Below are 14,380 nucleotides of genomic sequence, written 5' to 3'. Positions count from 1 at the left end.
CGCTGATCAGTCATTCCACTGGAGCAGCGGTGTGCCGTACGCCCTCCTCCAGACCGACAGAAAGCGCGGAAACCAGGAGTGGGCCACGGCGCCCTTATAGGCCCAGGTGCGATACTTCAGACCCTGCTCCGAGATCAGCTCCTGATAGCCGCCGTGAACCTCAGTCGCCGTTCGGATGTCCCTCAAGATGCCCTGCGCGCAAGCCCGGTAGGTATCGCTGCCAGTGAATTCATCATAGTCCAGCATGCGATCCGCGAACTCGACGTTGAACGTCGGCCAGGAGGAACGTCCCTGATAGGCGCGTGCAGCAATCTTGTGGATCATCTTGTTCCTGGGATTATCGGCTGACACCAGGAAATGAAACGTGCTGGGGATGCGAAACCGCGGTTCGGCAATGATCAGATCCGCCGTCGCGGCAAACAAGGCTCGTTCGCTCGCCTCGCGCATATCCCAAAATCCGCGATGCACGCTGACGAAATCCAGCGCGACCGAGGAGGCCGGCGTGCTCGCCGGACCATCCAGGGAATGCCTGATATGGCCATCCTTGCCGAACAGGCGGAGCAGGTCCCTCTTGTACTGCGCGATGTCGCGCCCGAGCAGCCGCTTCAGCTCGTTCTCGTCGACGATCCCGAGCTGCACCCCCCACACGAAGGTCGTGTAGACGGAAGCATTGGTCACGAAGCGCCTGCGTTCGGCGCGGGTATCTGTTGCGGCGGAGCGAGGTGCGTGGACATCGCAAAGCAAATACCTCGTGTCGTCATCATTGAACGGTTCGAGCTCGCTTGCGAGCTGGAGGATCGCCCGCTTCAGGTCACCGCCATATTCGGCCAGCAACAGACGGCCTGCGTGTGCGCATTGCGACATCGCCAGATAGGACGACGTCCTCTCCTCGGCAGAGATCATCTGCTGGAGACCGGCGAGAATGCCGAGCAGCGTATCCGAGGGCCGCGAGAAATAGTTCACGCCGAGATACCGGCCGCGGCCCGCCGGCACGATGGTCGTGGTGACGACGTTGGCGCGGACCGCCTCCAGCAGCAGGCGCACGCTCTTCTCGAGCAGGCGCACCCGCCGCACCGCGTCATGCGAATCCATGATCGTTTCAGGATCGAGCACATCAGGATAGAACCACGCGAAGTCGCGCGGATAATAGGCGGAGGCGTGCGGCGCGCCCGTGACGAGGAAAGCCTCGGTCACCGAGAACGCGCTGTCCATCGAGTGCCGATAGAGGTCCTCGATGGCCGACAACGAATGATGCGACTTTCTCAGGAACCGATCACCGAGGAAATTGACCGCCTGAAGCGCGTTGGCGACAAACGTCGCAGCCATGCCCTGGTAAAACCGGTTTCCGCGATGTGACGGCCGGGGAATGTCGCTGTTCATGTGCACCTAGTGTCTCGCGATCCCGGCGATGGCCGGTCACCATTCCAAGCGTGATCGATTCGTATCTCGCCCCGATGACGAACGGCCGTCCGGCTGTTCAGCTCGCTCCGGCGCGGCTCTCCCGCGTCTGAAAATTCTCGATTACCCTGAGCAACACCCGGGCGCCGGCATCGGCATCGGCGAGTTCGACATGCTCTTCTGGGTGATGGCTGATGCCCCCGCGGCAGCGGACGAAGATCATGCCAACATCGGCAATGTCGATCATCGCCATGCCGTCGTGGCCAGCCCCGCTCGGCAGCTCGAACACGGAAAAACCTTCGGCTTCGATCGCCTGCGCGATCTGCTCCTTGAGCCACGGCGCGCAAGGCGCGGTGCGGTTCTCATGGGTGACGTCGAGTTGGAGGGCCAGCTGCCGGCGCTTGGCGATCGCCTCGATCTGGCGGACGACGTCGGCCACCGCGCGCTTGCGGTGCATGTCGGTCGGCGCACGCATGTCGATGGTGAAGGATGCTTCGCCCGGGATGACGTTGGTCGCGCCGGGCCTCGCCTGGATGTAGCCGACGGTGCCGACCAGGCCGCCGTCGTCGGTGCGGCAAAACTGCTCGATCGCACCGATGCATTCGGCCGCGCCGGCGAGCGCATCACGGCGCAACCGCATCGGCACGGTGCCGGCATGGCCGGCCATCCCGGTCAGCCGCGCGGCAAGGCGCGTGGCACCGGCAATCGCGGTGACGACGCCCACGGGCAGGTTCTGCGCTTCCAGCACCGGCCCCTGCTCGATGTGCAATTCGAGATAGGCAAGCAGCTCGCGGCGCGCCCGCGCGGCCGCGCCGATATGATCGGGATCGAGGCCGAACTGCACGAGCGCGTCGCGCATCGACACGCCGTCGCTGTCGCGCGTATTCAGGACACTCTCGTCAAAAGTGCCGGCCACCGCACGGCTGCCGAGCAAGGTCGACGCGAACCGCACCCCCTCCTCGTCGGCAAAGCCGATCACCTCGATCGCAAACGGCAGGCGCTTGCCGCGACGGTTGAGATCGGCGACGCAAGCGATCGCGGTGATCACACCCAGCGGTCCATCCCATTTGCCGGCATCCCGCACGGTGTCGTAATGCGAGCCGAGCATCAGGCTGGGCGCGCCCGGCCGGTCACCTTCGTAGCGGCCACAGACATTGCCGATTGCGTCGAGCCGGGCGCTCATGCCGGCTTGGCGCATCCAGCCAAGGATGAGGTCCGCTGCCTCGCGTAGCTCCTCGGTGAGATAGATGCGGGTGAGGTTGTCACCTCTTTCCGAGATCGCGCCGAGCTCGTTGATGCGGCGCACGATCTCTTCGCCGAGCGATGTCGTTTGAACGGCGTTCCCAGCAACCATCTCGGCGGCTTTCCATCTCGCGCGGACCGCAGCAGCGGCCCTGATGACAATCGATACAAGTTCGGTGCCAGCGAAAATCACTCCTCCGGCGCCGTCCCAATCCGCGCGTGGTTAGCATGAATGCGAGCAACCGGCCGACAGTCCCGCTCCCGTCACGCACACCTGCGAACAGGTTAAAGCTGCTTAACTCCATTGCATACAATTGGGAATTACTGCCTACAAATTAATCCATCGATCTTCTGATCAGGATTCAGGCAAACTGGAAATTCTAAAATTCTCAATAGCTTACGCTCAAATGAACGTTCCGCAGCCTGTGGCATGAAGCTTGCGACACTTATCCCGAGCTCCGCCAGACCGGCGGTAGCCGCGAGATTGAGGCGGGGCATCCGCCAAGGGGAGCAAGCAATGGGTTTTGGCAGGATTTCACGACGGCATTTGTTGCAAGGCGGTGCGGCCCTTACCCTCGGCGCCGCGGCTGGTGTCCGCCCGGCCTTGGCGGCGGAGACGACCATCGGCTTCATCTATGTCGGCTCGCGTGACGACTATGGCTACAATCAGGCGCACGCGCAGGGCGCGGCGGCGCTGAAGAAGATTCCTGGCCTCAAGGTGGTCGAGGAGGAGAAGGTGCCGGAGACCGACGCGGTCGAGAAGACGATCGAGTCCATGATCAATCTCGACGGCGCCAGCCTGCTCTTCCCGACCTCGTTCGGCTACTACAATCCGCACATGATCAAGATGGCCAACAAGTACCCGAAGCTCCGCTTCGAGCACTGCGGCGGTCTGTGGAGCGACAAGGATCCGAAGAATGCCGGCAGCTATTTCGGCTATATCGACGAAGCTCAATACATCTCCGGCATCGTCGCCGGCTACACCTCCAAGAGCGGCAAGCTCGGTTTCGTTGCGGCCAAGCCTATCCCGCAGGTGCTGCGCAACATCAACGCTTTCACGCTCGGGGCCAGGCTCGCCAATCCGAAGGCGACCACGCAGGTCATCTTCACCGGTGACTGGTCGATGCCCGTCAAGGAAGCTGAAGCCACCAACAGTCTGATCGACCAGGGCGTTGACGTGGTCACCTGCCATGTCGACGGCCCCAAGACCATGGTCGAGAACGCCGCGCGACGCGGCGCCTTCGTCTGCGGCTATCACACCAACCAGTCGCCGCTCGCGCCGAAGGCGTATCTCACCGGCGCGGAGTGGAATTGGGAGGCGCTCTATCCGAAGTTCGTGAAGATGATCGCCGCCGGCGAGAGCATCCCGAATTTCTATCGCGGCGGCCTCAAGGAAGAGATCGTCAAGACCTCGCCATATGGCGAAGCGGTTTCGGCGGAGGCCCGCAAGCACGCGGACGACATCAAGGCGAAATTCCTCTCGGCCGAGGGCTACACCATCTTCAAGGGTGGGCTGATCGACAACAAGGGGAAGACGGTGATCGCGGCCGGCACCGATCGCGGCCAGAAGGATCCCGAGCTGGAGAAGATGGACTACCTCGTAGAAGGCGTGATCGGAGCGACTTCGTGACGACGGAAGCTGTGGATTCCACTGATGCGGCCGGGATGATTGCCCCGGCCGCCGATCTCGGCTTTCTTCAGCGCCACGGCGCAACAATTGAATACATCCTTATCCCGGGCGCGGCGCTCGTCGGCGCGCTCACGGTCTTCGGCATCTTCGTCGCGATGTTCGGCAAGAATCCGCTCGACCTCTATTTCTACATGTACTACGGCGCGTTCGGCACCTGGTTCTCCTGGCAGAATACCCTGACGCGCGCGGCGCCGCTGATCCTCACCGCACTCTGCACCGCCCTGCCCGCGCAGCTCGGCATGGTCATCATCGGTGGCGAGGGTGCGCTCCTGATCGGCGCGCTGTCGGCAACCGGCGCCGCATTGGCGCTCCAGGGCATGCCGCCGCTCGTCGTGCAGATCGCAATGGTCTGCGCGGGGGTAATGGGCGGCGGATTCTGGATCATGCTGTCGGGCGGCCTGCGACAGTATCGCGGCGTCAACGAAACGATCTCCAGTCTGCTGCTCGTCTACATCGCGCTAGCAATTCTCAACCATCTCGTCGAAGGGGCGATGCGCGATCCCGGGAGCCTCAACAAGCCCTCGACGCGCGAGATCGGCGTCGCCAACATGATCGGCACCATTCCCGGTACCGACGTGCATTGGGGCCTTGTGTTCGGCCTGATCGCCGCCATTGCCGCCTACATCCTGATCTATCATACCGTGTTCGGTTTCGCTGCGCGGGTTGCCGGCGGCAACATCCGCGCCGCGAAGATCGTCGGCCTCGGCGTCGACAAGCTGATCCTGACCGTCTGCTTCCTTGCCGGCGGCGCTGCTGGCCTTGCGGGCATGGTCGAGGTCGCCGCCGTGCAGGGACGCACCAATGCCAACCTCGCGGCCGGCTACGGCTTCACCGGCATTCTCGTCGCCTTTCTCGCGCGGCACAATCCGCTCGCCATCATCCCCGTTGCGATCCTGCTCGGCGGCATCAGCGCCAGCGGCGGGCTGCTGCAGCGGCGTCTGGGATTGCCGGATGCATCCGTGCTGGTGCTCCAGGGCATCATCTTCATTTTCGTGCTGGCCAGCGACGCGCTCTACGGCCGCACCAGATTCCTGCAAGGCAAGTCCTGATGGCAGACGGATCGATCGGACTCTGGACCGTGCCGCTCGCCGTGCTTGGCGGCGCAATTCGTGTCTCCACACCGTTCCTGTTCGTGAGCCTCGGCGAATGCATTACCGAGCGCGCCGGCCGCATCAATCTCGGTCTCGAAGGCACGCTGGTGATGGGCGCGATGAGCGCCTATGGCATCTCCTACCTCACCGGATCGCCCTGGTTAGGGGTGCTCGCCGCCGGCATCGCCGGCGCCCTGCTCGGTGCACTGCATGCCGGCATCTGCTCGCTGCCGCGCGTCAACGACATTGCGGTCGGCATTGCCCTGATGTTGTTCGGCACTGGTCTTGCGTTTTACCTCGGCAAGCCCCTGATCGAACCGACCGCCCCGCGGCTTCCCGCGATCGATTTCGGCTGGTGGAGCGACATCCCGCAGGTCCGCGCGGCGCTGCGTATCAATGTCATGTTCCTGATCGGCGTCGCGCTCGCGCCGATGCTGTATTGGGCCTTCCGCACCACGCGCTGGGGCTTGCTCATCCGCACAGCCGGCGAGAGCTCGGATGCCGCGCGCGCGATGGGCCACTCCGTGCTGCTGATCCGCCTGCGCGCCACTATGGTCGGCGGCTTTCTCGCCGGCATCGGCGGCTCGTTCCTGTCGCTGTTCTATCCCGGCAGCTGGAACGAGGGTCTCTCCTCGGGCCAGGGCGTCACGGCGGTGGCGCTCGTGATCTTCGCGCGCTGGGACCCCCTGCTCTGCCTATGGGCCTCGCTCGCCTTCGGCGGCGCCGCGGCGCTGGGGCCGGCGCTGCAATCGGTCGGCGTCACCTCCGGCTATCACCTCTTCAACGCCGCGCCGTACTTCCTGACGCTGGCGATCATGATCATCACCTGCTCGCCCAAACGCACACTGACCGGAGCCCCGGCCGAATTGTCGATAACACGCTAGAGAGCAAGATCATGCCCGAGCGCCACATCAAGTCCGAACCCTATGCTTGGCCGTATAACGGCGATCTTCGTCCCGAGAACACGGCGCTCATCATCATCGACATGCAGACTGATTTCTGCGGCGTCGGCGGCTATGTCGACAAGATGGGCTACGACCTCTCGCTGACGCGGGCACCGATCGAGCCGATCAGGAAGCTGCTCGCGGTGATGCGCAGCCAAGGCTTCCATATCATCCATACCCGTGAAGGCCACCGCCCCGATCTCTCCGATCTTCCCGCCAACAAGCGCTGGCGCTCGCGCCAGATCGGCGCCGGCATCGGCGATCCCGGCCCGTGCGGACGCATCCTGGTACGCGGTGAGCCTGGCTGGGACATCATTCCCGAATTGGCGCCGCTGCCGGGCGAGCCGATCATCGACAAGCCGGGCAAGGGCTCGTTCTGCGCCACCGACCTGGAGTTGATCCTGCGCGTGCGCGGCATCGAGAACATCGTGCTGACCGGGATCACGACCGACGTCTGCGTTCACACCACGATGCGCGAGGCCAACGACCGCGGCTTCGAATGCGTGCTGCTGCAGGATTGCTGTGGCGCGACTGACAAAAGCAACCACGATCACGCGCTGAAGATGATCAGGATGCAGGGAGGCGTGTTCGGAGCAGTCTCGACCTCCGATGCCTTCATCGGAGCGATTTCGTGATCATCGGCGAAACACCACCGCCGTCAGGCGCCTTCGGCGTCGACGCCGTCGCCATGACCATGCGCTTCGGCGATTTCCTGGCGCTGGACAATGTCGAGCTGAAGGTGCGGCCGGGCTCATTCCACGCGCTGCTCGGCGAGAACGGCGCCGGCAAATCGACCCTCGTCAAATGCATCATGGGCTATTACCACGCGACCGAAGGCGACATTCTCGTCGGCGGACGCGAGCAAGCGATCGGCAATCCAAAGGACGCCCAGGCCCTCGGGCTCGGCATGGTCTATCAGCATTTTACGCTGGTGCCCGCGATGACGGTCGCCGAAAACCTCGTGCTGGCCCGCGACGACGTGCCGGCCGTGGTGAACTGGCCGAAGGAGATGAAAGGGCTAGAGGCGTTCTTGGGCCGCATGCCTTTCAAGGTGCCGCTCGGCGCGAAAGTTTCGGACATCTCTGCCGGCGAACGGCAGAAGTGCGAGATCCTCAAGCAGCTCTACCTGAAGCGTCGCTTCCTAATCCTGGACGAGCCGACCTCGGTGCTGACCCCGGCGGAAGCCGACGAGGTGCTCGGCATGCTCCGCGAGATGGTCGTCAGGGGCGAGCTGACGATCCTGATGATCACGCACAAGTTCCGCGAGGTCATGGCGTTTGCCGATGACGTCACGATCCTGCGCCGCGGCAAGCTCGCCGGTGCCGGCAAGGTCGCCGAGCTCACGCCGGACGCGATGGCCCGCACCATGATCGGCGCCGAGGAGTTGACGGTGCAGCCGCCGCGCACCGGTAAGCCTGGCCAAGCCAGGCTCGAGCTGCAAAAGCTCCGCGCGCTCGACGATGCCGGCGCAGTCGCCGTGCATGATCTTTCGCTCACCGTCCGCGCCGGCGAGATCGTCGGCATCGCCGGTGTCTCCGGCAACGGCCAGCGCCAGCTGGTCGAGGTGCTGGCCGGCCAGCGCGAAGCCGAAAGCGGCGAGATCCGTGTTGCCGGCGATCCCTACCGCGCCAGCCGTGAGGAGATGCGGCGCCACAAGATGTCCCTCCTGCCCGAGGAGCCGTTGAAGAACGCCTGCGTCGGCGGCATGAGCGTCGCCGACAACATCGCCTTCCGTGAATTCGACCGTGCGCCCTTCGCTCGTGGCGGCTGGTGGCTCAATCATGGCGCCTTTCGCGATGACGCCGGGAGGAAGATCGCGCGGTATAAGATCAAAACCCGCACGCCGGACACGCCGATCTCGGCACTGTCGGGCGGCAACGTGCAACGGGCCGTGCTCGCCCGCGAGCTCGGCGACGACGTCGAGGTGCTGATCGCAGCCAATCCCTGTTTCGGCCTCGATTTCGCAGCGGTGGCGCAGATTCACGCCGAGATCATGGCCGCGCGAAACCGCGGCGCCGCCGTTCTGCTCGTCAGCGAGGATCTCGACGAATTGCTCGAACTGTCCGATCGGCTGGTGGTAATGTTCCACGGCGAATTCGTGTATGAAGCACGGACCAGCGAGGCCGACCTCACCGTGGTCGGCCGGCATATGGCAGGGCACTGACCACGGAGGAGCGATGGACGGCGCATCCGAGGGTGACGAGCACTTTTTGCGTTTGTCCTTCGCGGTCGCTCGCCGCTCGCTCACCCATGGCAATCATCCCTTCGGCTGCATCGTTGTCGCGGCCGACGGCAAGGTGCTCATCGAGAGCGAGAACGGCTACATGCCGGATCATGACGGCACCGCACATGCCGAACGGCTCGCGGCCACGCAGGCCTGCCGCACTCTCAGCCGCGAGGCGCTGGCGAAAGCCACGCTTTATTCGTCAGCCGAACCCTGCGCGATGTGTGCAGGCGCGATCTACTGGGCCGGCATCGGCCGCGTCGTTTATGGCCTCAGCGAGCATCGCCTGCGCGGCATCACCGGCAACCATCCCGAGAACCCGACCCTCGACCTGCCGTGCCGCGAGGTCTTTGCCAGCGGCCAGCGGCCGACGGAGGTCGTCGGCCCGCTGCTTGAAAAGGAGGCTGAAGCGCTGCACGACGGCGCTTGGACGAAGTAGCAGCCCATTCAAAAGGAGATGACGCCGCGGAGGCTTGGCGCGGCGCCATCGTCTTTCACCTGCAGAGCGTCAGGCGGTCAGAACTTCACGGTGATACCGGAGTAGAGCGAGGACTCGGTGCAGGAGCCGGTGCTCACCGTCCGGCCACCGACGGCCGTGGTACAGCCGACCGCAAGGTTGTGATCGAGACCGAACTTGTTCTGCCAGTAGCGGTAGGCCACCCAGACGTCCACGAAGTGCGAGTACTTGTCACCCCAGGCCGCCTTCGAAGCATCGAAGGTCAAACGGATGGGCTCCGAATTCAACTCGACCGCGGTGTTGTAGACGCCATTCGCCGGGCTGTAGGGAAGCGGCTCGGTGTCGGTGCCCTTCTTGCCGTACCAGCCGGCGCGGCCGCTGATCGAGAAATACTGCATGTTCGGCGGCAGGAAGCCGAGGTCCATGTAGTAATTGACCTCGACAGCCCAGGTTGGCTTGAACGACGTGTTGCCGTCCGCAAGGCACGTGACGCCGGGAACGCCTGGACCGAACAGGCCGCATTGGCTGAAGGAATTGTGGTTGGCGAACTCCCAATAGACCAGCGGCGCGACGTTGATGTACCCCTTGTAGGGCAGATCGAATGCAAACTGCAGACCGCCGACGACGTCGCGCTTGGCAGCGCCGAAATACCGGTTCTCGGTATTGGCGTCCATGCCGACCTCGAACGAGATGTTGTGCAGCGGCCCCGCGGTGAAAGCCTTGGTGTCGAAGAGCTCGTTCCAGCCGAAGGTCGAGCGGAACAAGCCATAGATTTCGGTCGCACCGGCGCAGGATGCCGGCGCGCCGAAGATCGTCCCCGCATTGGTGCATGGCCCGGCCGGATCATTGTGATCCGACTTGAACATGGAGATGGTGAAGAAGTTCGTGCCGTACGCCCAGAGGTCGAAATGAGTGAAGGAATAGACCTGCTTGGTGGTCTTGCTGTCGATCGACCCATCTGGCCGGAATGACCACGCGCCGGGCTGCGAAGCGTTGAAGATGTATGAGAATGTGACGCGATTATCGATCACCAGGAAGAACGGAAGCTCCGAAGCCTTCTTGGCCGCCTTGACCGGCAGATCCGCCGCCTGAGCTGGGCCACCGGTGGCCAGCGTGGCAAGTGACAGCGCCGCTGCTGCCACTGCCGTATAACGAAACAACATCCTGAATACCCCCTCGTTTGGGCAAGAAAAAATGCGCGCCCCTGGGTGCGACATTTGCGCCGATCTCTCGGGGTGAGAAGCCTCAACTTTTCACATGGCGTGCCGCTTGTTTCGGCAGGACGCGACGACTCATGATCGAGATTGCGGAGTCCCGCAGGAAGCGAGCACCGGAGGCAAGGATCACTGTTGCCGAACATTCCCTGATTGTTTTTATTCGGATTTTCTGGATCGCGCCGGATGCGATTCCGGATTCGAGCAGCTGTCGCTACCGCTGCGCTCCAAGCCGATGAACGGACCGACGCGTCAGTGCTCAACATGGCGTCAGGTCTGCACAGCGGGTTCCGATTTGGCTTGGACCGTCACAAATTTGCAACAGACACACCGCTTGCCGGCGCTATCGCTCCCGCAGTCCAGGTGCCGTTTGCGGAGGTGGTCGCTCAGAATCGATGACGACTGATGGGCCGATCGCCTGCCGAAGCGTTGAGCAAGGGATGATGCTTTTTCACATCTTACGCCGCGGTTCAAACTGGCCCAGTATTGAGGCACTTCACCCATGCAAGCGCATCAGCGAATGTTAGATCCGACGCCCAACGGCCAGCATTCCGGCGAGTCCCCGCTCCTGAGGACCATTGGCCTCACCAAGCGTTATGGCGATTTTCTCGCCAACGATTCCATCGACATCGACATCTGGCCGAGGGAAGTCCACGCCCTGCTCGGCGAGAACGGCGCCGGCAAGTCGACGCTGGTCAAGGCGATCTACGGGCTGATCCAGCCCAGCGCCGGCGAGATTCGCTGGCAGGGCCAACGGATCGTGCTGTCCGGTCCGTCCGAAGCACGCAGCCGTGGCATCGGCATGGTGTTCCAGCATTTCTCGCTGTTCGACAATCTGACGGTCGCCGAGAACGTCGCGCTCGGCCTCGACGGCAAGGAATCCTTCAAGGACATGTCGGCCCGGCTGGAGCAGGTATCGAAGATTTACGGTCTACCGCTCGATCCCAAACGAGAGGTCTGGCAACTCTCCGTCGGTGAGCGCCAGCGCATCGAGATCGTCCGCGCCTTGATGCAGGATCCCAAATTCCTGATCCTGGACGAGCCCACCGCGGTGCTGACCCCGCAGGAGGCCGACCAGCTCTTCATCGTGCTGGAGCGGCTCAAGGCCGAAGGCCGCGCCATCCTCTACATCAGCCACAAGCTGGAGGAGGTAAAGCGGCTCTGCGACACAGCGACGATCTTGCGCGGCGGCAGGAAAGTCGAGACCTGCAACCCCAGGCTCGAGACCGCGGCCTCGCTCGCACGGATGATGGTCGGCGGGGAGATCAAGGAAGTGAAGGCCGTATCCGGCCGCAAGACCACCGTGCCGCGGCTCGTCGTCAACGATCTCTCGCTGGCCCCCAGCGAAGCGCATGGCGTGCGACTCGAGCATATTTCGTTCGAACTCAAGGGTGGCGAGATCCTCGGCATCGCCGGCGTCGCCGGCAACGGCCAGGACGAATTGTTCGCCGCGCTCTCCGGCGAGCGCCTCGCGAAGGATCCCGGAACGGTGGTGATCGAAGGCATTGCCGCCGGTCATCTCTCGATCACCCAGCGGCGCAAGCTGGGCGCGGCCTTCGTGCCCGAGGAGCGTCTCGGCCACGGCACCGCGCCGCGCATGAAGCTGTCGGAGAACGCGCTACTCACCGGGCACGCCGCGAGCGGCATGGTCCGGCGCGGCTTCATCGATACTGCGGCCACGCTGAACACCGTCGACCGCGCGACAGAGACCTTCGACGTCCGCAAGGCCAAACGCGATCCGGAAGCGGCAAGCCTGTCCGGTGGCAATCTGCAGAAATTCATCGTCGGTCGCGAGATCCTGCGTAATCCTGCGGTGCTGGTGGTGAGCCAGCCAACTTGGGGCGTCGACGCCGGCGCTGCCGCCGTCATCCGTCAGGCGCTGCTTGATCTCGCAACCGCAGGCGCCGCCGTCCTCGTGACCAGCCAGGACCTCGACGAACTCGCGGAGATCGCCGACCGCATCGCCGTGATGTTCCACGGCAAACTGTCGGCTCCGCTCGCCGCCAGAGAGGCGACGCGCGAAAAGCTCGGCCTTCTCATGGGCGGCAGCAGCCTGGAGCCGAGGGAGGTCGCGCATGCAGCTGGTCCTTGAAAAGCGCGCCGAGCGCTCTGGCACGATCGCACTCGTGTCCCCACTGATCGCGATTGGCCTCACGATCGTGACCATGGTGATCCTGTTCGCGATCCTCGGCAAGAATCCGCTGCTTGCCCTGCACGCCTATTTCATTGCGCCACTGACCGACGGCTATTCGCTCCAGGAGATCGCGGTGAAGGCAACGCCGCTGGTGATGATCGCAATCGGCCTGTCGCTCTGCTATCTCGCCAATGCCTGGAACATCGGCGCTGAAGGGCAATTCCTGATCGGCGCCGTGGCCGGAAGCTGGATTGCAGTGAAGACGCAAGGCACCGACGCCGGCGCCTGGGTGCTGCCGGCCATGCTCGTGCTCGCCGCCGCAGCGGGCGCGCTCTATGCGTTGATCCCGGCGATCTGCAAGGTCAAGTTCGGCGCCAGCGAAATCCTGACCAGCCTGATGCTCGTCTATATCGCCGACCTCTTCCTCGACTATCTCGTGCGCGGTCCCTGGCGCGATCCGCACGGCTTCAACTTCCCGACCACCGCTGAATTCGATCCGGTGGCGACAGTGCCGCTGCTGATCGAAGGCGGCCGGCTGCATCTCGGCTCGGTCATCGCACTGCTCGTTGTGGCGGCAGCCGCAATCCTGCTCGGGCGCACCATCAAGGGTTTTGAGATCCGCGTGGTCGGCGTGGCGCCGCGTGCCGCACGGTTCGGCGGCTTCAATGCCAACCAGCTGATCATCCTGACGTTCGCGGTCTCCGGCGCGCTGGCCGGGCTTGCCGGCATCATCGAGGTGGCAGGTCCAGTCGGGCATCTCCAGCCGGGCATCTCACCGGGCTACGGCTTTACCGCGATCATCGTCGCCTTCCTCGGCCGGTTGAACCCGCTTGGAATATTAATTGCAGGCCTTTTCCTCGCATTGACCTTTATCGGCGGCGAGCAGGCTCAGATCGCGATGAAGATTCCGTTGGACGTCACCAAGGTCTTTCAGGGCATTCTGCTGTTCTACGTGCTCGCCTGCGACTCCCTGATCCTGTACCGCTTCAAGCTCGTCTTCCCGAACCGACAGGTGACCCGTGGAGCTGGTTGAAGCCATCATCCTCGCGGTGCTCGCCGCGTCGACGCCGCTGCTGATTGCGGCGACCGGCGAGCTCGTGACCGAGCGTTCCGGCGTGCTCAATCTCGGCGTCGAGGGCATGATGATCGTCGGTGCGGCCTGCGGCTTTGCCGGCGCGTGGCTGACCGGATCGATTCTGGTCGGCGCGCTGTTCGGCATCATTGCGGGCACGCTGATGTCGCTCGTCTTCGCGCTGATGGCGCTCGGGCTCGCCGTCAACCAAGTCGCGACCGGTCTCGCACTGACCATCCTCGGCATCGGGCTCTCAGGCCTGATCGGCGCCGGCTTCGTTGGCGAGCGCATTACACCGGCCGTGCACCTCTCTATTCCCGGCCTGACCGACATTCCGCTGATCGGCCGCGTGCTGTTCGGCGAGGACGGCTTCGTCTATTTCTCGGTCGCGCTGATCGTTGGCGTCTGGTGGTTCCTGTACCGCACGCGGGCGGGATTGATCCTGCGCGCCTGCGGTGACAATCACGTCTCCGCGCATGCACTCGGCTATCCCGTGCTGCGCATCCGCACCTTCGCAGTGATGTTCGGCGGCGCCTGCGCGGGTCTTGCGGGGGCCTATCTGCCGCTCGCCTATACGCCATTCTTCATTCCCGGCATGACCGCCGGCCGCGGCTGGATCGCGCTGGCGCTGGTCGTGTTCTCGTCCTGGCGGCCGGGCCGGCTCGTGGTCGGCGCCTATCTTTTCGGTGCGGTGACGATCCTGCAATTGCATGCGCAGGGCTGGGGCGTCGGCATTCCCTCGCAATTCATGTCGGCGCTGCCTTACCTTGCGACCGTCATCGTGCTGGTCCTGCTCTCCCGCGCACGCAGCGGCGGCTCGACCGCGCCGGCCGCGCTCGGCACGGTGTTCGTGCCCGACCGGTGAATTTCGTTTCCGCGGCGTACGCGATGGGGCGCGCGCGTTGCGGATCGTG

12 protein-coding genes are annotated in these 14,380 nt (G+C 64.0%); 9 read left to right on the top strand and 3 right to left on the bottom strand.

Annotated features, from left to right (window positions below; genetic code table 11):
• Positions 1–6: 6 nt before the first annotated feature.
• Both P6U29_RS14485 and P6U29_RS14480 read right to left on the bottom strand, forming a co-directional pair.
• The gene (locus P6U29_RS14485) at positions 7–1,380 is read right to left on the bottom strand and encodes a hypothetical protein (protein ID WP_407118202.1); all 1,374 of its coding nucleotides are present in this window, start codon (positions 1,378–1,380) and stop codon (positions 7–9) included.
• 97 nt (positions 1,381–1,477) lie between these two features.
• Positions 1,478–2,752 (bottom strand): allantoate amidohydrolase, encoded by a 1,275-nt coding sequence (locus tag P6U29_RS14480; protein ID WP_407118201.1) that lies wholly within the window; start codon positions 2,750–2,752, stop codon positions 1,478–1,480.
• Between the two features lie 405 nt (positions 2,753–3,157).
• On the opposite strand from P6U29_RS14480, the gene P6U29_RS14475 reads away from it, so the two are divergent.
• Genes P6U29_RS14475 through P6U29_RS14450 form a run of 6 tightly spaced genes read left to right on the top strand, consistent with a single transcriptional unit; the run spans position 3,158 to position 9,028 of the window.
• Positions 3,158–4,270: a BMP family ABC transporter substrate-binding protein gene (locus P6U29_RS14475; protein ID WP_407118200.1), complete on the top strand. Its 1,113-nt coding sequence runs from the start codon at positions 3,158–3,160 to the stop codon at positions 4,268–4,270.
• Positions 4,267–5,379, top strand: a complete 1,113-nt coding sequence (locus P6U29_RS14470; RefSeq protein WP_407118199.1) for an ABC transporter permease — start codon at positions 4,267–4,269, stop codon at positions 5,377–5,379. The genes P6U29_RS14475 and P6U29_RS14470 overlap by 4 nt, the downstream gene beginning before the upstream one ends.
• Positions 5,379–6,305, top strand: a complete 927-nt coding sequence (locus P6U29_RS14465) for an ABC transporter permease (RefSeq protein WP_407118198.1) — start codon at positions 5,379–5,381, stop codon at positions 6,303–6,305. Before P6U29_RS14470 ends, P6U29_RS14465 begins: the two co-directional genes overlap by 1 nt.
• Positions 6,306–6,316: 11 nt before the next feature.
• Positions 6,317–7,000: a cysteine hydrolase family protein gene (locus tag P6U29_RS14460; RefSeq protein ID WP_407118197.1), complete on the top strand. Its 684-nt coding sequence runs from the start codon at positions 6,317–6,319 to the stop codon at positions 6,998–7,000.
• Positions 6,997–8,529, top strand: coding sequence for an ABC transporter ATP-binding protein (locus P6U29_RS14455; RefSeq protein ID WP_407118196.1), 1,533 nt, complete (start codon positions 6,997–6,999; stop codon positions 8,527–8,529). The genes P6U29_RS14460 and P6U29_RS14455 overlap by 4 nt, the downstream gene beginning before the upstream one ends.
• Positions 8,530–8,542: 13 nt before the next feature.
• Entirely contained in the window at positions 8,543–9,028 is a 486-nt protein-coding gene (locus P6U29_RS14450) for a nucleoside deaminase (protein WP_407118195.1), read from the top strand.
• Between the two features lie 77 nt (positions 9,029–9,105).
• On the opposite strand, the gene P6U29_RS14445 is transcribed toward P6U29_RS14450, so the two are convergent.
• Positions 9,106–10,209: a hypothetical protein gene (locus tag P6U29_RS14445; RefSeq protein WP_407118194.1), complete on the bottom strand. Its 1,104-nt coding sequence runs from the start codon at positions 10,207–10,209 to the stop codon at positions 9,106–9,108.
• Between the two features lie 571 nt (positions 10,210–10,780).
• Here P6U29_RS14445 and P6U29_RS14440 point away from each other — a divergent pair.
• Genes P6U29_RS14440 through P6U29_RS14430 form a run of 3 tightly spaced genes read left to right on the top strand, consistent with a single transcriptional unit; the run spans position 10,781 to position 14,331 of the window.
• Positions 10,781–12,352, top strand: a complete 1,572-nt coding sequence (locus tag P6U29_RS14440; protein WP_407118193.1) for an ABC transporter ATP-binding protein — start codon at positions 10,781–10,783, stop codon at positions 12,350–12,352.
• Positions 12,336–13,427 carry an ABC transporter permease gene (locus tag P6U29_RS14435; RefSeq protein WP_407118192.1) on the top strand — a complete coding sequence of 364 codons (1,092 nt, stop codon included), beginning with the start codon at positions 12,336–12,338 and terminating at the stop codon, positions 13,425–13,427. The genes P6U29_RS14440 and P6U29_RS14435 overlap by 17 nt, the downstream gene beginning before the upstream one ends.
• Positions 13,414–14,331 (top strand): ABC transporter permease, encoded by a 918-nt coding sequence (locus P6U29_RS14430; RefSeq protein ID WP_407118191.1) that lies wholly within the window; start codon positions 13,414–13,416, stop codon positions 14,329–14,331. The genes P6U29_RS14435 and P6U29_RS14430 overlap by 14 nt, the downstream gene beginning before the upstream one ends.
• Positions 14,332–14,380: the final 49 nt, after the last annotated feature.

This window comes from Bradyrhizobium sp. LMG 9283, assembly GCF_045571415.1.
In the GTDB taxonomy this organism is placed as follows: Bacteria; Pseudomonadota; Alphaproteobacteria; order Rhizobiales; family Xanthobacteraceae; genus Bradyrhizobium.
Note: the sequence above shows the minus strand (reverse complement) of the source record. Positions and strands in the feature narration are given on the sequence as shown.